Annotated in this window: 18 protein-coding genes, 2 pseudogenes and 2 riboswitches; of the genes and pseudogenes, 14 read left to right on the top strand and 6 right to left on the bottom strand. The window is 51.7% G+C overall.

All coding sequences use genetic code 11. The features are described from left to right. The first annotated feature begins 43 nt into the window (after positions 1-43). From ACIHKT_RS08075 to ACIHKT_RS08065, 3 genes are read left to right on the top strand one after another with little or no spacing between them, the layout of a single operon-like run. Positions 44-235 carry a spore coat associated protein CotJA gene (locus ACIHKT_RS08075; protein WP_086036484.1) on the top strand — a complete coding sequence of 64 codons (192 nt, stop codon included), beginning with the start codon at positions 44-46 and terminating at the stop codon, positions 233-235. Further along, positions 232-498, top strand: coding sequence for a spore coat protein CotJB (locus ACIHKT_RS08070; RefSeq protein WP_086036483.1), 267 nt, complete (start codon positions 232-234; stop codon positions 496-498). The genes ACIHKT_RS08075 and ACIHKT_RS08070 overlap by 4 nt, the downstream gene beginning before the upstream one ends. Next, positions 498-608, top strand: coding sequence for a manganese catalase family protein (locus ACIHKT_RS08065; protein ID WP_157658986.1), 111 nt, complete (start codon positions 498-500; stop codon positions 606-608). Before ACIHKT_RS08070 ends, ACIHKT_RS08065 begins: the two co-directional genes overlap by 1 nt. 20 nt (positions 609-628) lie before the next feature. On the opposite strand, the gene ACIHKT_RS08060 is transcribed toward ACIHKT_RS08065, so the two are convergent. Next, a complete protein-coding gene (locus tag ACIHKT_RS08060; RefSeq protein ID WP_086036482.1) occupies positions 629-2,056 on the bottom strand; it encodes a recombinase family protein in 1,428 nt (475 codons plus the stop codon). A gap of 18 nt (positions 2,057-2,074) precedes the next feature. Continuing rightward, entirely contained in the window at positions 2,075-2,377 is a 303-nt protein-coding gene (locus ACIHKT_RS08055; protein ID WP_086036481.1) for a helix-turn-helix domain-containing protein, read from the bottom strand. A gap of 309 nt (positions 2,378-2,686) precedes the next feature. Between ACIHKT_RS08055 and ACIHKT_RS08050 the strand changes: the two genes are divergently transcribed. Further along, positions 2,687-2,974 carry a hypothetical protein gene (locus tag ACIHKT_RS08050; RefSeq protein ID WP_086036480.1) on the top strand — a complete coding sequence of 96 codons (288 nt, stop codon included), beginning with the start codon at positions 2,687-2,689 and terminating at the stop codon, positions 2,972-2,974. A 246-nt stretch (positions 2,975-3,220) separates the two neighbouring features. Here ACIHKT_RS08050 and ACIHKT_RS08045 read toward each other — a convergent pair whose 3' ends face one another. Next, positions 3,221-3,919 (bottom strand): DUF3298 and DUF4163 domain-containing protein, encoded by a 699-nt coding sequence (locus ACIHKT_RS08045; protein WP_086036479.1) that lies wholly within the window; start codon positions 3,917-3,919, stop codon positions 3,221-3,223. Positions 3,920-4,672: 753 nt separating this feature from the next. Between ACIHKT_RS08045 and ACIHKT_RS08040 the strand changes: the two are divergent. The 6 genes and pseudogenes from ACIHKT_RS08040 to ACIHKT_RS08015 form a co-directional block, all read left to right on the top strand. Further along, a pseudogene (locus tag ACIHKT_RS08040) lies at positions 4,673-5,080 on the top strand (cupin domain-containing protein); the annotation flags it as partial. 216 nt (positions 5,081-5,296) lie between these two features. Continuing rightward, positions 5,297-5,824, top strand: a pseudogene (locus ACIHKT_RS08035) (manganese catalase family protein); the annotation flags it as partial. A gap of 138 nt (positions 5,825-5,962) precedes the next feature. After that, on the top strand, positions 5,963-7,756 hold the full coding sequence (locus ACIHKT_RS08030) for an ABC-F family ATP-binding cassette domain-containing protein (protein WP_174403024.1): 1,794 nt from the start codon (positions 5,963-5,965) through the stop codon (positions 7,754-7,756). A gap of 283 nt (positions 7,757-8,039) precedes the next feature. After that, positions 8,040-9,749, top strand: a complete 1,710-nt coding sequence (locus ACIHKT_RS08025; RefSeq protein ID WP_404352279.1) for a peptide ABC transporter substrate-binding protein — start codon at positions 8,040-8,042, stop codon at positions 9,747-9,749. Between the two features lie 182 nt (positions 9,750-9,931). Then, the gene (locus tag ACIHKT_RS08020; RefSeq protein ID WP_086036475.1) at positions 9,932-10,726 is read left to right on the top strand and encodes a serine hydrolase; all 795 of its coding nucleotides are present in this window, start codon (positions 9,932-9,934) and stop codon (positions 10,724-10,726) included. Continuing rightward, positions 10,723-11,544: a C40 family peptidase gene (locus ACIHKT_RS08015; RefSeq protein ID WP_086036474.1), complete on the top strand. Its 822-nt coding sequence runs from the start codon at positions 10,723-10,725 to the stop codon at positions 11,542-11,544. Before ACIHKT_RS08020 ends, ACIHKT_RS08015 begins: the two co-directional genes overlap by 4 nt. A 148-nt stretch (positions 11,545-11,692) precedes the next feature. On the opposite strand, the gene ACIHKT_RS08010 is transcribed toward ACIHKT_RS08015, so the two are convergent. Then, complete coding sequence (locus tag ACIHKT_RS08010) at positions 11,693-13,048, bottom strand: NlpC/P60 family protein (protein WP_086036473.1); 1,356 nt, start codon at positions 13,046-13,048, stop codon at positions 11,693-11,695. A 137-nt stretch (positions 13,049-13,185) separates the two neighbouring features. Then, positions 13,186-13,294: riboswitch (TPP riboswitch) on the top strand. 76 nt (positions 13,295-13,370) lie between these two features. Here ACIHKT_RS08010 and thiM point away from each other — a divergent pair. Next, complete coding sequence (thiM, locus tag ACIHKT_RS08005; RefSeq protein ID WP_174192812.1) at positions 13,371-14,192, top strand: hydroxyethylthiazole kinase; 822 nt, start codon at positions 13,371-13,373, stop codon at positions 14,190-14,192. Further along, positions 14,179-14,820 carry a thiamine phosphate synthase gene (gene thiE / locus ACIHKT_RS08000; RefSeq protein WP_086036471.1) on the top strand — a complete coding sequence of 214 codons (642 nt, stop codon included), beginning with the start codon at positions 14,179-14,181 and terminating at the stop codon, positions 14,818-14,820. The genes thiM and thiE overlap by 14 nt, the downstream gene beginning before the upstream one ends. Before the next feature lie 80 nt (positions 14,821-14,900). Here the strand turns inward: thiE and ACIHKT_RS07995 are convergent, their stop codons facing one another. Next, on the bottom strand, positions 14,901-15,992 hold the full coding sequence (locus ACIHKT_RS07995; RefSeq protein ID WP_086036470.1) for a PTS transporter subunit IIC: 1,092 nt from the start codon (positions 15,990-15,992) through the stop codon (positions 14,901-14,903). A 119-nt stretch (positions 15,993-16,111) separates the two neighbouring features. After that, on the bottom strand, positions 16,112-16,624 hold the full coding sequence (locus ACIHKT_RS07990) for a transcription repressor NadR (protein ID WP_086036469.1): 513 nt from the start codon (positions 16,622-16,624) through the stop codon (positions 16,112-16,114). Between the two features lie 129 nt (positions 16,625-16,753). After that, a riboswitch (TPP riboswitch) is annotated at positions 16,754-16,863 on the top strand. 76 nt (positions 16,864-16,939) lie between these two features. On the opposite strand from ACIHKT_RS07990, the gene thiC reads away from it, so the two are divergent. After that, positions 16,940-18,247 carry a phosphomethylpyrimidine synthase ThiC gene (gene thiC / locus ACIHKT_RS07985; RefSeq protein WP_086036468.1) on the top strand — a complete coding sequence of 436 codons (1,308 nt, stop codon included), beginning with the start codon at positions 16,940-16,942 and terminating at the stop codon, positions 18,245-18,247. A gap of 238 nt (positions 18,248-18,485) precedes the next feature. Then, positions 18,486-19,460: a DMT family transporter gene (locus tag ACIHKT_RS07980; RefSeq protein WP_086036467.1), complete on the top strand. Its 975-nt coding sequence runs from the start codon at positions 18,486-18,488 to the stop codon at positions 19,458-19,460. Positions 19,461-19,632 lie beyond the last annotated feature (172 nt).

The following is a 19,632-nucleotide window of genomic DNA, read 5'->3' as shown; positions in this document are numbered from 1 at the left end:
TAGAATAAGCGGGGGCTTTCCCCAGAAAGGAGTGCTTTTTAACATGGAAGAACCTTTAACTGGGCAAAAATGCGCGGTCCAGCCGCTGCCGCCTATTCCAAAGGACCCGGCACTGGCCATGGCATATATACCCGTACAAAAATTTGAGAACCTATATCAGCCGGAGGAGGGGTACCAGTCCGGTACTCTATTCCGGGATCTGAACAAACCCTTTATGGGGGGTGCCGCGAAATGACAGAACAGCAGCGCCTAATGCGCAGGATAGATGCCTGCCGGTTTGCCATGTGGGAACTGAAAATTTTTCTTGATACCCACCCCGACAACTGTGAGGCTGTGAAAAGTTTGCAGGAACGCCGGAAGATGGCTGCCGACCTGATAAAACAGTATGAGGATGCCTACGGGCCGCTGAACCAAAGCGACGCCACCGCCAGCCGCTGGGCGTGGGTGCAGGAGCCATGGCCGTGGGAGCTTACACAAAAAGAGGAGGCGGATAACTGATGTGGAACTATGAAAAACGGCTGCAGTATCCTATTCACATTAAAAATCCAGACCCGCGTATGGCGAAGATTGTGCTGGCACAATATGGTGGGCTATACATTAAAATGTGATAATCTAGAGCAAACAAAAATCAGGCGAAGTAAAATACCTCAACACTGCAGCTTATGCGGTCGAAAACAGCATGGTCGACAAACGACCGCATAAGCTTTGATTTTTCAGCCATCGGCACATCCGGCGATTGAATACGTGCCAGCTTGGATAGATTCTTTTTGCAGTATGCCTGCATATCTATTGCTGGAGTGGGACGTTTGAGCTCGCTTTCCAGCTTTGCAATTTGTTTGTTGATGCGCATTTTATTTTGCTTGTATTCATCCAGCGTATCCACTCCAGAGGCATAAGCATCCTTTACGCGGCCCAGCTTTTGCCGTTCACGGTTCAGCTGCTGCTGGAGAATAGAAATCGAGCTTTTGGTGCGTTCTGGGTGTGTGCGGTATATGAGAGATACGCTGCCGGAGGACAGGTCTTTTTGGATGACATAATACGTGATTGCCTCGATTTTGCTGAGGGAAATATAATGCGACTCTGTGCACTGACCGTGAGCAAAGGCACAGCACTGAAATCCTCCATGCGTAAAAGATAATGTAGAGCCGCAGTTGCTGCACTTCACAAGGCCCTGCAATGGGCTGTGCAGCGACGGGGTGATATGGTGTACATATTTGCCATGGAGCACCTTGTTTTCTGCAATTTTTTTCTGCGCAGCGTCCCACGTTTGTAAATCAATAATTGCCTCATGCCTGCCGTCAACAATTTTGACGGACGGGTCGTCGTAGTTCATGTTCGTTATGTGGTCAGGATTCCAGCGGATTTTTCCAATGTATACAGGATTACGCAAGATATAATCCACGGTGCGGTTTTCCCACAAGTTTCCGCGCCGAGTGCGGATGCCCATGGCATTGATTTTTATGGCGATTTTTTTAACAGGTACCCCCGCTGAAAAATCACTAAAAATCATCCGAACAAGCGGCGCGGTGTCCGGGTCTGGCACCAGTTGGCCGTCTTGCATCAGGTAGCCGATGGGCGCGATGGACACCGGGTGTCCAGTTTCAAACGCTTTGGTCATGCCGCGTTTGACTTCCCCAGCCAAACGGACAGAATAGTAGCCGTCCATCCACTCAATGATGCGCTCAATCAGGTTGCCGAATTCGCCATCAGCAATCGGCTCCGAGATGCTGACAACCGAGATACCCTTTTCCCGTTTGAGCAGGGATTTATAGACGATACTCTCTTCTTGGTTGCGCGCAAACCGGCTGAACTTCCAGACCAATATAACATCAATATCACTTTCCGGGGAACGGGCCGTGGCAATCATTCGCTGAAACTCCGGCCGTCTTTCGGCTTTACGGCCGCTGATACCTTCTGCTTCGCGGAAAATATATTCTTCCGGCAAAATCATGTCATGTTCTTTTGCGTATTTTTGTATCAGCTCCAGCTGACTTTCGGGGCTGTACTCCAGCTGGTTGTCAGTGCTGACGCGGATATAGGCTGCTGCCGTCTGCATGGTATCACCTCTTTGCAATCATGAGTCGGCACCCCCCAGCGGCTCTAATATTTTTTGCATGGTCGTCAAAGTAGGCACGCTGGGGCCGTTTTCGATGCGTGCTGCATTCGATTGTTTAACACCTGCCAGTTCGGCAAGCTTTCCATTTGTCAATGATACGCTCCACAGCGGAAAGCGCTTCCGTTCTTTGATATTTATATGATACCAAATTATATTAAACCTCATATTGAATTGGATATTTAAAAATTCGGTACAAAAAATCCCGACCAGATAAGGCCGGGATCGAACATAAGCCAGTGCGGAAAACTGGAGCGAAACCATGAACGAAAAAACGCCTGCAAAAACTTATCATGGAAGCCATCGAAGAGATGGATGATGTGCCATTGCTGTTAGAATTGTACAGCGCCGTAAAAGAGCTTACAGGCAAATAGTTATTCGTCTTTTTTGTGTCCGAGACTTGTTAAAAGTCGCGGATTATTTTTTTGCTTTTTTCATCAAGTGATATATAGGAAATAATGAAATCTTTGATAAATGCTGGACAATGAAAACCCGCAGTCCGACAAGCAGCCCGCCTGACTCAGCGGGTACGGAAAGCGGCCAGACAGCATAGCATAAAAAGAGGTGATACGCATGGCACGCAAGGCAGAACGCTGGACGCTCCGCTCGTCCTTTATCGACAAAACGCACAACGGTCAGCCGCAGCTGATGACCGAACGGGTTGTGGAACTGACAAAGGACCCAAAAACAAAGCAATGGGTGGTGCATGAGATATCATGCCGGCAGGTGATGCCGGAGGCGGAGCAAAAGAAGGCCAAAGCGGCCATGATGCGGCGCGCGTCGGAGCAGATGTCGGATTACATATCCACAAATGACAGTGTAATTGCCCCGGGAACCTATAAGCTTACGGACCTACTATGAAATTTCCGCCGAGAGGTCTTTGCCTACGAAGCGGGACCGGAAGGAAACAAAGCTGCGGCGCCTGTTAAATACAAACTTCGGATCAGGTGATTTTCACCTAACGTTGACTTACCGAAAAGGGGATAGACCAGCGGCCGAAAAGGTGCCAGGCATCATGGAAAAGTTTTGGAGAGATTTTCGGGCTTGAATATCAGTTTTACAGTATGGTGAAGTTATCCACGGCAGAGCGGAGAAGCGGTGCAGAGTCTATTCCATAGAATGAAAACATTGCGGATACCATCCAACTACCGCGTATGGAATGATGAACACAACAATCCCTGTAGAGTAAGGTGCAATGTCATATTGCTGATAGTAGATTGCAACGCCGCAGCAGGTGAGATAATAGCTCTCTTTGTTGAAATTCTTTACAATCAGCTCCCGGTAATTTTCAAAATAAATACCGGGATTTTGTTGATATTGTTTATCAGCCTGCTTTATAATCTGCTCTGTCAGCAATGCACAATAATCCTGACCGGCTGGGAACAGGCAGGAAAGCGGAACGTTTTTTCCGTTAGAAAGGTTCCAAGTGTCGGATGACCGGACGGTGCTTCCATGAGCACCGCCGGTATACTCGTACTGCTCGCGGTATACGCTGAGATAGCAGTTCTGATTGTAAGTCGTTTCATATTTGAGAACTGCGTCATATGGGTGAAAAGGAAATCCCTGCTCCAATGTGTCCTTATAGTAAGCAATGGCCTGCTGGTACAGTTCACCGGATGCATGCTGATAAAATGTATTCACCTGCTTTTGAATTTGAGCATTGATGCTGACTTGCACAGGCTCATTGTTCTGTAAGTATATTTTCGGATAGGAAATGGTAAACGTAAGCATGGTTGTATTGTCATATGTAAGAGTACGATTTATTTTGCACGTTTTCATACATGCGCATGCGTTAAAAGAATTCATGAGTCATTCCTCCTGTTTTGGATTTTTATTATTTTATTCAATCAAAACGGAGATTAACACAAAGTGAGGGGAGCATAAATGATGGTTTTACCAATCAAAAAACAATTTAAGGGCTGAATTTCAAATGGCAGCACCAGAGAATCAGAAGAAAATGAATGGGCTGTCCCGCTTTCGGACGCGAAACGGCAGAGTTTGAAAAGTACATATTGCCGAAATGGGGGAAATAAAAAACGGCTCCGTCCCAAAAGGGACGGAGCTAGATGTAGGCGATGTTACTTATTTACAACCGTTGCAGCAACCGCAGTTGCTCATCATCTGCTGGAGCAGCTGGAGCAATTCCTGACATGTCATAGCAGAAGCCTCCTTTTCAAGTTTGCTATTTCCTTTCGGAATACGTCTATCATATCAGAATTTATACAAGGCTACAATCATATATTTTTGGCAAACTTGTTAATGAAATAAATGGATAATACTTCGGCATTGTTTGGTTTGCACAAAGATACGAATGAAGGCGCAGCGCGTGAGCAGGCTGCACCGCCCAACGTGGGGTACGGCAGTCCAACAGGACGTGCCCACTGGTTCGTGACCGGAATATCTCTCCAAAGGCAGACAGTCTTGAAAGGCTGTCTTTTCGTATCCCTTCAATGAAACACTTTCTTGAAACGCCTTTCATATATATAATAGTATACCAGAATATGAAGGGAGCAAAAAAGTATGAATAATAGGTGTCCACGTCAGGGCAACTGTAATCGTATGCTCTTACAAGATTATGGACCGGAGCCGTTTGTAGTTGACATTGAAGCAATGACAAGGAGAAATAATAATTATCGTACGGCATTATGGACAGGGGACTATCTGCAGATGACTTTAATGAGCATCAGGGTGGGTGAAGATATAGGTCTGGAAATACATCCCGATACAGACCAGTTCCTTAGGATTGAGCAAGGCCGGGGAATTGTAAAGATGGGAAGCAAAAAGGATAATTTAACCTTCCAAAAACAGGTATGCCCTGGATATGTGATATTGGTACCAGCAAAAACATGGCACAATGTAATAAATACCGGAGATGTCCCACTGAAAATGTATACGATTTATGCACCTCCTCATCATCCGTGGGGCACGGTTCAAAAAACAAAAGCTGACGCACAGGAAGCAGAATAATTAGGCAACGTATCGCTTCGGCGGTACGCTGTTTTTATACCCCAAAACTGAAACATACTGCGGCAAGCACAATGTACCTGCAACCATGGGGTGCGGCGCACGGCTGACCGTCAGTATTGATGTCTTCTGCCACTCCCGCAAGCGGCGGCACTTAAGAAGATGTATCAGGGAATTACAAGTAGATTAAAATGAACAGTACTATATTATCGCAATTTAAAGTATGGTGGACCTCACGGCGAACTTGGCGCGTCTTTAAGGTATATTTCGCAGCGTTATGTCATGCCGTATCCGGAACTGAAAGCAATCCTTACGGATGTCGGAACTGAGGAGCTGGCGCACTTGGAAATGGTTAGCACCATTGTGTATCAGCTGACACGGAACCTGACGCCGGAACAGATTAAAGAGGGCGGCTTTCAGGACTATTTCATCAACCATACGACCGGAATTTTTCCGGCAGACGCAAACGGTATGCCGTTCAGTGCCATGACCATAGACGTTGCCGGCGACCCCATCACGGACCTGCACGAGGACCTTGCCGCTGAGCAGAAGGCACGCACAACTTATGACAACATCCTGCGCTTTGCGGAGGACCCCGACGTGCGTGACCCCATTAAATTCCTGCGTCAGCGCGAAGTGGTGCATTATCAGCGTTTCGGCGAGGCGCTGCGCATCATTACGGACCACTTGGACAGTAAAAACTTTTACGCCCTTAACCCGGCTTTCGATAATACAAAAAAGAAATAAAGAAATGCAAGAATAGGGCGCACCGTGCCAAGCGGCGCGCCGCTTTTTTATGCAGGCGGCAAAGAATATGGTATAATGACAAAGAGCGCGAAAACGACTGCGCCCGTTTCGGACTTTAGTGCGGCAAGGAGCAATGGAATGTTATTATCTGCTGAACATATTTCAAAAAACTATGGAACCAAACAACTGCTGCAGGACGCCTCCTGCTATTTGAATGAGAAAGATAAAATTGGCATTATCGGAATTAACGGCACAGGGAAAAGCACCCTGCTGAAGATTTTGGCGGGCACGGAAACACCGGATTCCGGTATCGTCACGGTACAGCGCGGTGCCTGTATTTCTTTCCTGCCTCAGAATCCGGAAATGGATGACAGCCGGACTGTGCTGCAGCAGGCCATGGCACAGGTGTCACCATCATTTCCGGAAGTAAACGAATACGAAGTGAAGGCCATTTTAACGAAACTTGGCATGAATGACTGCTCCACGAAAATCGGCACGCTTTCCGGCGGACAGAAAAAGCGTGTGGCGCTGGCGGCCACGCTGAGCTGCCCAGCGGATATCTTGATTCTGGACGAACCGACCAACCATTTGGACAGCGAAATGGTTATGTGGCTGGAGGACCGGCTGGCCCGTTTTACCGGCGGGCTGATTATGGTCACGCATGACCGCTATTTTTTGGAGCGTGTGGTCAACCATATCACCGAACTTTCCCATGGCAAACTTTATACCTATGAAGCAAATTACTCCAAATACCTGCAGATGCGGATGGAACGGCAGGACATGGAGCAGGCCGGCGAGCGAAAGCGGCAGGCATTTCTGCGGCGGGAATATCAGTGGATTATGCGCGGTGCCCGTGCCAGGGGAACTAAAAGCCGCGGCCGAATAGAGAAATACAATGCTGTGAGGGAGCAGGCAGCACCGGTTACAGACGGGCAGGTACAGATGGTCACCATGTCCAGCCGGCTGGGCAAAAAGCTCATTGAACTTTCCGACGTGTCCAAGTCGTTTGATGGAAGCTGCGTGGTCAGCCATTTTTCATACAATGTCAAACGCAGTGACCGCATCGGCATTGTCGGCCGGAACGGCGCGGGAAAATCCACACTGATGAACCTCATTGCGGGCAGGCTGCAGCCGGATACGGGCAAAGTAGACATCGGTTCTACCGTGAAGATTGGCTACTTCACGCAGGAGGGCAAGGAAATGGACAGCAGTCAGCTGGTTTACGACTATATCAGTGAGATTGCCGGTGAAGTGAAAACCGCCGAGGGCACGTTTTCGGCCGCACAGATGCTGGAACGCTTCCTATTTACATCTGACCTGCAGTATACGCCAATCGGCAGGCTGAGCGGCGGGGAACGCCGCCGGCTGTACCTGCTGGGCATTTTGGTTTCCGCACCAAACATTTTACTTCTGGATGAACCGACCAATGACCTTGATATTGCAACACTGACCATTCTGGAAAATTACCTCACTTCTTTTGCCGGTGCGGTCATTGCCGTATCCCATGACCGGTATTTTTTGGACAAGGTTGCGGGCAGCATTTTTGAGGTCGCGGACGGCGGTGACATTACCTGTTACAACGGTAGCTTTTCGGACTATCTGGAAAAGCGTCCCGCACCGCCGACGGAGAAAAAGGAGCATCAGCCTGCCGGGAAGCCAAAGCCGCGCGCCGCGGACAAACCGCAGCAGCTGAAAATGTCCTTTAGTGAACAGCACGAACTAAAAACGATAGATGATGAGGTTGCCGCACTGGAAGGCAAGGTTCATGCCAAAGAAAAGGAAGTGGAGGCTGCCGCCAGCGACTACACGCGGCTGGTGCCGCTTACACAGGAATTAGAGGACCTGAAACAGCAGCTGGACGAAAAAAATGACCGCTGGCTATACCTCAACGACCTTGCGGAACGTATCGGTGCGCAGAACACTGAAAAATAAGTATTTTTCGTTTTTTTACCGTTGTCCTGTTTCTGCATTTTTCGGCATACGATGATTCATGGAAAGAGAAATTTTGCTATATTTTGACGAAATGATTCAAAAAACTGCAAGAAAGCATTGACAAAGCACAAAAAAAGTTACTATAATCAGACAGTAGATGATGAAGCTCTTACCGGTTTCGTGTTTTACTGCCTTTTTGTTTTTTAGGGAATTCCCCGTTTCCGGAAGCCGCACGGGCTGCCGCAGAAAGCGGGTACAAATGAGTGTACAAGGGGGACTAAAGATGAAAAAGAGGATTTCAGGCAGCAGTACGCCTGCGTGGAAAAAACGTCTGTTTCGTGCAGCGGCTTTTTTGCTGGCGGCTGTTATGGCCGGCTCCATGGCGGGCTGCGGCAGCAGCGCAGGCAGCGCAGCGGCTTCCGCCGCCAGTACACGGTATCCGGGCACTTCCGCAGCCAATTCAGTGACGATTAATGTGCCTAACGAGCCGCCGGAACTGAACAGCATGCTGACAACCGACCAAGTTTCCGGCGATGTACTGCGTTTAACCGTATCCGGCCTGACAAAGCAGGACGCAAACGATACACCTCAGCCGGACATTGCCAAAAGCTGGGATATCAGCGCCGACAAAAAGACCTATACTTTCCACCTGCGCAAAGACGCGAAGTGGTCCAACGGCGAACCTGTGAAGGCAAAAGATTTCGTCTTTTCATGGTTAACGGCTATGACGGCTTCTACCGGTGCCCAATATGCCTATATTTTGACGGACAACATTGCTGGTGGGCAGGAATATTACGATAAAAAAATCACTGCAGATAAGGTCGGTGTGAAGGCACTGGACGACTATACGCTGAAAGTAGAGTTTAAAAACCCAATTCCTTACGCGCTGAGCCTTACCTCTTTCTTTGCCTACCTGCCCATTAACGAAAAGGGATATAAGCAGATTACCGGCGGCAATGCGGACAAGTATGGCAAAAGCCCCCAGACGCTGTTGACGAACGGTCCCTACAAAATGACAGAGTGGACACATGACGACCATGTGACACTGGTGAAAAACAACGATTACTGGGACGCTGCCAAAACGACCATTCCCAATGTAAAACTGACCATGCTGAAAGATGAGAACGCCATGATGAACGCCTTTAAGGCGGGCAGCGTGGATGAAGTAACTGTTAACGGCGACCAGATGGCCGCAATGAAGGCAGAGGGCGAGCCGGTCCACACCTACTCGGACGGCGGTACCGTTTATCTGGAGTACAATGTCAAGCGTACCAAGCTTGGTTTGAACAATGCTAAAATTCGCAAGGCCCTCGGCATGGCACTGGATACCGCCAAAATGTGCACCAATGTGCTGAAGGATGGTTCCACAGCGGCTACCGGCGTGGTGCCTACCGCCATTGCCGGTGCAAACGGCAGCTACGACAAAGCCCGCGGCACAGTCATAGCCGGCTATGACAAGGCAAAGGCCAAAGCACTGTTTGAGGATGGCCTGAAAGAAACCGGCCTTTCCAAGAACGACCTGAAGATTCCACTTGTTTCCAGTGATGACAGTAAAACACAGAAAATAACAGCTTACCTGCAGCAGCAGTGGAGCGACGCCCTCGGCATTACCGTTGAGCTGAAGCCTATGCCCTCTAAGTCCCGTTTCGCTGCCATGAGCGCCGGTGATTTCGACATGGTGCTGACCAACTGGTTCCCGGACTACAACGACCCCATGACCTATCTGGATACACTGGTGACCACAAACGGCAACAATAACGGCAAATACAGCAGTAAGCAGTATGATACCTTAATCCAGCAGGCTACTGCGGAGGCGGACGCCGCCAAACGGCAGAATATCCTCATTCAGGCCGAAAAGCTGATGATGGACGACTGCCCTATTTACCCGCTGTACTTTAAGGCACAGTGCTATGTTACATCTGGTAAGTTCACCGGCCTCACACGCACCGCATTCCAGGACATTGACCTATGTGACGGAGCAAAAGTCAGCTGAAGGCTATTCCAGTTTTACTTTATACAATAAGCGAAAGGACCTGCTGCCGCGCGCACCTGCACCGGCCGGCAGGCCCTTTTGCTGTGCTGCGGCAGTGGACAGAATGCGAAAAATGCGGTAAAACAGTAGGAGAAAAGCCCTGCCAACCGTGGGGCTGCACATAGGGAAGGAGCTCAATTTTTATGCAGCTGGAGACTTTACAGAAAAAAACCGCAGCACTCATAGAAGATGCGGCGGCAAATGTTTCGGTGCTGGTACAGGACATTGCCGGGCGCCAGCCACTGCTTGCTTTTGGGGAGCAGCGGCGGTTGGTTTCGGCCAGCACCATTAAAACACAGATTTTGCTGACGGTGCTGGACGAAGTGCGGCAGGGCAAACGGAACCTGCAGGACATGGTATCCATCGCGCCGGCAGACATTTTGCCGGACAGCACCGCTTTTGACCGTCCGGTTGCGGCGGCCTCTTTGGAAGAGCTTTTGTACTGGATGGTTTGTATCAGCGATAATACCGCAACGAATCTGATGATTCGGCTGGTCGGTATGGATGCCGTCAACCGCTACAGCAGCGAGGTGCTGCACCTGACAGATACCTCACTGCAGCGAAAAATGCTGGACCACAACGCCGTGCGGCAGGGCCGCAACAACTACACCAGCCCGCGCGATATGCTGTGTACCTATCGGGCACTGGCACAGAAGACCATTTTAACGCCGCAGCTGTGCAGCTATGCGCTTTCCCTGCTTTCCCGTCAGCAGGACAAAACAGTGGCGTTTCGGTATATTTGGGAGCCGCTGCAGGCTGCCCACAAAACCGGAGAACTGCGGGGCCTGGACCACGACACAGGCCTGCTGTTTCTGAACGGCCACACCTACTTTTTTGGCCTGTTTGCAACGGACGGTTCCTCTAATCGAGAAAATCAGCAGCTTTTGGGACGCTTGTTCCGTATGTTGGTGGATTATTTGAAAGGGGCGGCAGTATGAATGGTATAAATAGTATTTTCCTGCGCGGCGTGACCGACTTGTTTCGCAGTCCAGATGATATGGAGCGTGTGGACCAGGCGCTGTGTGGAACTGCCGCACGTGTGTTGGAACGGCGCGGAGAATGGTATCGGGTGGAAACTTCTTATGGCTACCGCGGATGGGCAGCAAAGGGAGATATGCGTGCGCTGAACAGTCGCAGTATTTGGGATGATGCCCCGAAACGTGTTGTCGTACAGGCCGCGGCAGATGTGCTGTCTCGGCCGCGGGTGCAGGGAATGTGCGTGCGCACGCTGGTACGCGGCTGTGTAGTAGGCCTGACCGATACAGATGAACGGGACGGCTGGCAGCAGGTCTGCCTGCCGGAAGGAATTACCGGATGGCTGCCCGCTTGCTTCCTTGCTGCGCTGCCGGAAACGGCCGGCGTACCGGAGGCAGACCTGCGTGCCTGCGTAACGGCATCGGCGCTTTCCTACCTTGGCACACAGTATCGGTGGGGCGGCAAAAGCCCGTTTGGCATTGACTGCTCCGGTCTTGTGCAGATGGCGTTCCAGCTGAACGGCATTACCATTTGGCGTGATGCGGAGATAAAGGAGGGCTTTCCGGTACACGAAATTCCCGAGGAGGAGATACGGCCGGCGGACTTGCTGTATTTTCCCGGCCATGTTGCCATGTATCTCGGCAGTGGGAAAATCGTCCATGCCACCGGCCACAAAGGGGACAGCTGCGTAACCGTGAACAGTTTGGACCCACGCAGCAGCCGCTGCCGTCAAGACCTTGCGGAGAGTATCACCGCCATTGGCAGCGCGTTTCCATACTAAAAATGTCCCTTACAGCACAGGAGCCCGCGGCGGTTCCTGCCTTGTAAGGGGCATCTTCTTCTATCTTACGGCGGCTGGAGAAAATAGACAAAAAAGCGGCGGGACATATTTGATGTCCTGCCGTTTTGGTACTACTATTATGTACGGTTTACAGACGACCGAAAGCATAGAAGTGCTGCCGCCAGTAAGAGGTATCAATACTGGAATACTGAACGGGGCTGCCAGCGTGAATCATCGTTCCGCTGCCGGTGTAAATACCCACATGGGTAATGGTCTCACCGCAGCTGTAGGTGCCGGTGAAGAACACAATGTCGCCCGGCCGTGCTTCGGAAACGGAGATTTTCTGGCACTGGTCATAAATGCCCTGTGCCGTGGTGCGGGACAGATTGTAGCCGCAGTGGCTAAATACCCAGCAAACAAAGCCGCTGCAGTCAAAGCCGCTCGGACTGTAGCCGCCCATTACATAAGGCGTGCCGAGGTGCTTTTCCGCTTCGCCAATCAGGTTGGAAAAAGAAGACGAGGACGAAGAGGAGGAATGGCTGGCAGACGATGTACTGCTGGCAACAGAAGAGCGACCGCGGGAAGAATAATTGCTGGACTGGCGGCTGGCACTGCTGTGCGTGGCACTGCTGGCGGCGGGGCTTGTACTGTCTGCTGTAGAACTGCTGGCAGCAGAGGAGGAACTGGAAGCGGAGCCGCTGGACGGGCTGTCCGCACTCTTGCCGGCAGTGTTGTCGGTGGAGCTGGCTGCTGCCTGCTGTGTCTGCTGCCATGAAGCGATAGAGGCGGAAAGCTTGGCCGCCTTTACGTCCAGAGAAGCGTTTTGGTCCTGCAGGTCCACTTCCTGTTGACCGATGTCTTTCAGAAACTGGTTTGTTTCACTCAATGTACTGGAAAGCTGCTGCTGTTTGCCGCTATAGCTTTCCTTTACTTTGGCTGCCTGCTGGCGCTTGGTGGAAATGGTGTCCTTTGCCTGTTTGACCGCTTCCTTTTCGGATTTCAGCCGGTTAATGAGTGTGGTATCATGCTGTGTTACCACGGAAATAGCTTCGGCCTTGTCCGAAAGGTCAGAAGTGTCCGATGCGGAAAGCAGAATTTGCAGGTTGCCTGCACCGCCGGTCATGTACAGGGCACACAGGCGCTGCTTCAGTTTCCGAGTATCAGCGTCTATCTGCTTCTGTTTGGCGGAGATGGTGTCCTGCGCCTGCTGCATTTGCAGGTCGAGGTCAGTCATCTGGTTAGAGCAGCTGTTAATCTGCTCCTCAATGGTTTCCAGCTGGGACTGCAAAGCAGCACCGTAGGCTTCTTTTTGGCTTTTGTCACTGCGAAGGGAAGCAAGTTCACTGTCGTTTTTCTGCTGTTGGGCAGCATACTGCGCCTGTTCGCTTTTCATAGTGTCCACGTCGCCCACAGCGTAGGACGGCACGGGTGTGAAAGCGGTTACACAGGCGGCAGCCAGCGCAACTGCGAGAATACGGGTCCGAATACGAGCGTGTTTATCCATATATCATCCTTCTTTACTGATAGTATCATTCTATCTATTATAAGATTTACATAATCTTTCGTCAAGCCAAAAAGATGAAAAAGGACTGACTTGCAAAGAGGCGGACAGGCCGTTATAATAAAAGTACGGCAGAAGAAATCTGCCTGCAGGGGAGCTTGGACCGCCAGGCTGAGAGGAAGCGCTGCCGCTTCGACCCTAGAACCTGATGTGGACAATGCCAACGCAGGAAACGAGTCGGATTTTCTGGCGGAGGAGCCCATTTTGGGTTCCTCCGCTTTTTCTGTTCCTGCGGACATCTTATCAAAAACAGGAGGAATTCCGTATGTTTGGAGAAATGCTTGAGAACGTGCGTACCAAAGCACCGCTGGTACACAATATTACGAATTATGTTACCGTTAATGACTGTGCCAATACCGTGCTGGCCTGCGGTGGCTCGCCCATCATGTCCGATGATGCTTCAGAGGTGGAGGAAATCACTGCCATCTGCGGCGGGCTCAATATCAATATCGGCACCCTGAACGAGGACACCCGCCGGGCAATGTTCGCCGCCGGCAAAAAGTCAAATCAATGCGGTCATCCGGTTGTGCTGGACCCCGTTGCCGCCGGTGCGTCCCGCATTCGCACCGAAACGGCCCTGCGGCTTCTGCAGGAAGTGCGGTTTGCCATTATCCGCGGCAACGTTTCCGAAATTAAGACGCTGGCGCTGGGGCGCGGCACCACAAAGGGCGTGGACGCGGACATTGCCGATACGGTTACCGAGGAAAACTTGGACCATGCGGTGGCGTTTCTTAAAGCTTTCGCGGCAAAGGCAGGCTGTGTTGTGGCGGCGACCGGTGCCATAGACATTGCGGCGGATGCGGACCGGGCATATGTTATCCGCAACGGTCATCCAATGATGAGCCGCGTCACTGGCACCGGCTGTATGCTCAGCGCAATGACTGCCGCCTATGCTGCCGCCAATCCGGAAACGCCGCTGGAGGCTGCCGCCGCTGCCATTGCAGCTATGGGGCTGTGCGGCGAGCGGGCACGTAACCGGCTTTCCGCCCGTGACGGCAACGCGACTTACCGGAATTATATCATAGATGAAGTGTATAACCTGGACGGAAAAACACTGGAGGGCGGCGCCAAATATGAAGTGCGATAAAAAAACAATGCTTCTGTACGCGGTTACAGACCGTGCATGGGTGGGAAAAGAAACCCTGTATCAGCAGGTGGAGGACGCGCTGAAGGGCGGCATTACCTGCCTGCAGCTGCGGGAAAAGGAATTGCCAGCCGAGGCTTTTTATGAGGAAGCGGTACAAATTCAAAAGCTGTGCCATCAGTACGGTGTGCCGTTCCTGATAGATGACAATGTAGAAGTTGCCCTGCGCTGTGGCGCAGACGGTGTTCACGTTGGTCAACAGGACATGGCCGCACAGGAAGTCCGCCGTCGGGTGGGGGAACGTATGATTCTCGGTGTATCTGCCGGAACCGTTGAGGAGGCTGTATGCGCCGAGCAGGCGGGTGCTGATTATCTGGGCGTCGGCGCGGTGTTTTCCACCGCGACCAAAGAGGACGCCGCGCCGGTCAGCCGGCAGACGCTGATTGCCATCTGCCAAACGGTGCATATTCCGGTGGTGGCTATCGGCGGCATAAAGGAAAATAACCTCATGCAGCTTGCGGGCACCGGCGTGGACGGTGTGTCCATTGTGTCTGCTGTTTTTGGAAGCCCGGATATCACGGCGGCCTGCCGAAAGCTGAAGGCCCTTTCGGCGAAAATGGTCAGCGGCTAAAAAACAATCAAAAGCCGGACGTTCGGGCGGGAAAAATTCCGCGGAACGTCCGGCTTCTTTATTCTATAAGAAGTATTCTGTCAGGTTAACTTCATGTCGCCGTCCTTCACCCAGCCAGCTTTGCGGCAGAAGTAATTGATAAGCGGGCACAACACAGCGGGCAGGATAAAGCTGATGAGGAACAGGCCAGCCCAGTCCATGTCGGTAATGGCGGCTTTGGTGCCTGCGGCGATATCCTTTACCCAGCCGGTGTAAACACCAATCTGTCCGACAAAGCCACAGGTTCCCATGCCGGAAGAAACCGGCGTGCCGTTCATCTGCAAATGGAACAAACAGGTTGCAATCGGTCCGGTAATGGCCGAAGTGACAATGGGCGCAATCCAAATACGCGGGTTCCGTACAATGTTGCCCATCTGCAGCATAGAGGTGCCGATTCCCTGCGAAACCAGCCCGCCCCAGCGGTTTTCACGGAAGGACATCACGGCAAAACCGACCATTTGGGCACAGCAGCCTGCTACAGCAGCACCGCCAGCCAGTCCGGTGAGGGACAGCGCCGCGCAAATGGCCGCCGAAGAAATGGGCAGCGTCAGCGCAATGCCCACCAGTACAGATACGACAATCCCCATCAGGAACGGCTGCAGGTTGGTGGCCCACATAATGAGCGTGCCCATCTTCATGGCCAGCGCGCCCAGTGCGGGTGCCCACCACCACGACAGCACCACGCCCACGCCGATTGTCACCAGCGGCGTGACAAGAATGTCCACTTTCGTTTCATGCGAAATTGCCTTGCCGACTTCCGAAGCGATAATAGCAACGAACAGCACCGCCAGCGGTCCGCCGGCTCCACCCAGTGCGTTGGAAGCAAAGCCTACTGCGATGAGGGAGAACAGAACCAGCGGCGGACAATGCAGAGCATAACCGATTGCAACGGCCATAGCCGGTCCACTCATGGCGGAGGCAAGGCCGCCCACCGTGTAGGATGTGCCGGCGACCGTTGCTACCGGTGCAGTGAGAAAGCCGATGTGGAACTGTGTGCCTAGTGTGCTAATAATGGTGCCAATCAGCAGGGAGCAGAACAGCCCCTGCGCCATGGCCCCCAGCGCGTCTACGCCGTAGCGCTGAGCGGAGATGACAATATCTTTTCGTTTGAGGAACGCTTTTACTTTTTCCAAGAAAACACCTGCTTTAAAAATATATATTTATGCGTTTACATGGATTTACATGTGTCTTGATACCAATAAATACAATCATACACAACCAGGCGTACCTTGTCAACCATTTTTGTTGGGATTTATTCGTCCAGTAAAATATGCAGGCGGTGCAGTGCGGTCTGCACCCGCTCAAACGCGGCTTCATCCGGACAGGCAAGCGTGTGCAGGTGAATGCCGTCCGTCAGGTTGGAAAGCAGCTGTGCATCTGACTGCGCACAGCGCTGCATAAACTGCTGTACCTCATACCGGCAGGAAATCTGCAGCGGGCCGGTCAGCTGTCCGTAAATGGGATGTTCCACAATGACGTCCAGCACAGTGCAGCCTTGGTCCACAATGGCTAGCAGTTCCGCCTGTGTTTGGACTGTATCGTGGCGGCAGGCAATCTGCCGTACCAGTCCTTCCGCCGGACGGCGTGTGGTATAGCCGCGGGGTGTGGCGGAAATATCCGCACCGCCGGCCCGCAGCAGGGCGATATCCCCCACAATGACCTGTCGGCTGACGGAAAAAGTTTCCGCCAATGCAGAAGCACTTACCGGCTTTTCTGCCCCCTGCAGCAGATGTACGATTGCGCTGCGCCGTTCCTTTGCATTCATGGTTCGCAGCCTCCTTCATTTTTTGTTCTGTATTGCTTATCTTACCATATCGTTTGTCAGATGAAAACAGTTTCTAGGCGTTTCCCCGGCAGGATATTGACAAAATACCGAATATATGGTACACTTGCCTCAAATATTCAGGGGAGCTTGTCTACAGCAAGCTGAGAGGAAGTTTTACACTTCGACCCTTTAACCTGATGTGGGCAATGCCACCGTAGGGAGTAAGGAAATACTTGCTTTTACGCGGAGAATGCCCGGTGTGGCGTTCTCCGCTTTTTGCTGCCCGGAATGAAAAAGAAGGAAGGCTTTTTATCAATGGAATACACAACACAGATGGACGCCGCAAAGAAGGGCATGGTCACCAATGCTATGCGGACAGTTGCCCAAAAAGAAAACATTCCGGCAGAAAAAGTGCGGCAGCTGGTTGCCGCCGGTCAGGCAGTGATTCCCTGCAACAAGAATCATGCTTCCCTTTCACCCAGCGGTGTAGGTTCGGCGCTTAAAACGAAAATTAATGTCAACCTTGGTACTTCCCGCGACTGCAGGGACCTCGACATGGAACTGGAAAAGGTCAAAAGTGCAGTGGATATGGGCACCGAAGCGATTATGGACCTCAGCTCCTGCGGCGATACACAGAAGTTCCGTCGTATGCTTACCCAGCAGTGCCCGGCGATAATTGGTACCGTGCCTATTTACGACGCGGTTGTGTATTATCATAAGGCACTGAAGGACATTACCACCGAGGAGTGGCTGGATATTGTGCGGATGCACGCACAGGACGGCGTGGACTTTATGACAATTCACTGCGGCATTAACCGTGAAACCGCCCAGAAGTTTAAACGCAACAAGCGCCTGATGAATATTGTTTCCCGCGGTGGTTCCATTATCTTTGCGTGGATGATGATGACAGGCAAGGAGAATCCGTTTTACGAGCATTTTGATGAAGTGCTGGACATTTGTCAGCAGTACGATGTGACGCTCAGCTTGGGCGATGCGTGCCGTCCCGGCTGCCTTGCAGATGGCACGGACGCTTCCCAGATAGAGGAGCTTATCACACTGGGTGAACTGACCAAGCGCGCATGGGCAAAAAATGTGCAGGTCATGATTGAGGGCCCCGGACATATGCCGCTGGACCAGATTGCCGCCAACATGGAGATTGAAAAGACACTGTGCCATGGTGCACCGTTCTATGTGCTGGGACCAATCGTCACCGACATTGCGCCGGGCTATGACCACATCACTTCCGCTATCGGCGGTGCCCTTGCTGCGTGGAAGGGTGCCGCGTTCCTGTGCTACGTTACGCCGGCCGAACACCTGCGTCTGCCGGACCTGCAGGATGTAAAAGAGGGCATTATTGCCGCGCGCATTGCGGCCCATGTCGCTGACATTGCCAAGGGTGTTCCCGGTGCCGCTGACTGGGACCGGGACATGGGACAGGCACGCAGAGAACTGGACTGGGAAAAGATTTTCTCCCTCTCCATTGACCCGGAGAAGGCCCGCCGCTACCGTGCCGCCTCCCAGCCGGAAAAAGAAGATACCTGCACCATGTGCGGGAATTTCTGTGCCGTGAAAAACATGAACCGGATTTTGGATGGCGAAGTGGTATCAATCTTTAACGAATAAAGGCCAAAAAGGCCAAGCCCTTATTCTGCCTTTTTTATACATTTTCCTCCTTGAAGAGTACGGCAAAACAGAGCAGAGCTGTGCCCGTGCGGGACTTCCCGCCGGACCGGGCTGCTCTGTTTTGCTGTATATGAGCAGATTCCACGGGAAAATTGGATTTTTCCCGTAAATAAGCGTCTTTTGTGAAGAAATATGGTATAGTGTAAACTGGACTTTAATAGTTTGAGGAGATGTCATCATGAAGAAAGGCCCAATCTATATTTTGCTGGCAACACTGCTTTTTTCGTCGATGGAAGTGGCGCTGAAAGGACTGGCTGGCAGCTTTAACCCGATTCAGATTACCTGCACACGGTTCCTTGCGGCGGGTATTCTGCTGATTCCCTTTGCACACCGTGCGCTGCGAAAGCGCAGCTGCACCATTGCCCGTACAGACTATAAATTTCTGGCGGTGCTTGGATTTTTAAATGTGGTGCTGAGTATGTCTTTTTATCAGCTGGCGGTACATAATGCGGAGGCTTCCGCGGTGGCGGTGCTGTTCTCCAGCAACCCCATTTTTGTCATTATGCTGGCGGGTGTGCTGCTGCACGAAACTGTGCACAAAAACCAAGTAGTCACGATGGTGCTGGAACTGCTGGGCATTTTGATTATTCTGAACCCCATGCATATGAAAGGGAACAGAACTGGTGTGGCGTTTGCGCTGATTTCGGCGGTGCTGTTTGCGCTGTACAGCACACTCAGCAAGAAAAAATGTGCGGACTACGGCGGACTGGCGGTTACCTGCGGCGGATTTCTGTTCGGCAGCGCGGAAATGCTGCTGCTGATTGCGGTATCCCACATTCCAGCCGTGGCGGGGGTACTGACAGCTGCCGGGCTGGGTGCTTTTTCGGCTGTCCCCATGCTGAGCGGCTATACCCTGCAGAATCTTCCCATTGTGCTGTATGTCTTTATCGGCATCACCTGTGGTGGGTTTGCCTTTTACTTTTTGGCAATGGAGGAAACTTCCGCGGCGGAAGCATCCATTGTGTTCATGCTGAAACCGGCCATTGCGCCTGTCTTTGCGGTGCTGATTCTGGGCGAATCCATTACCCCCAATATGCTGATGGGCATTGTGCTGATGCTGGCGGGATCGCTCATCAATGTGCTGCCGCAGATTTTGCAGCAAAGGGCTGCACATACAGTACCGGAAACGGATGAAACAGGGGTCGGCTGCTGACAGCAGCGCAAAACAGATACGATGATAAGGAGCAGAATATAAATATCACCGACATTGCAAAGATGGTGGGTATCACGGTGCGGTTCTGTCCTATCCTACTCTGGAGCAAATGCAGCAGATTATGCGCTGATTTTATAAAAAAGACAGGCACTGCACTGGATACCATTTCCGT

This window comes from Caproicibacterium sp. XB2, assembly GCF_044880635.1.
Classification (GTDB): domain Bacteria; phylum Bacillota; class Clostridia; order Oscillospirales; family Acutalibacteraceae; genus Caproicibacterium; species Caproicibacterium lactatifermentans.
The sequence above is the reverse complement of the archived record's forward strand: the minus strand, read 5'-3'. Positions and strand labels throughout refer to the sequence as shown.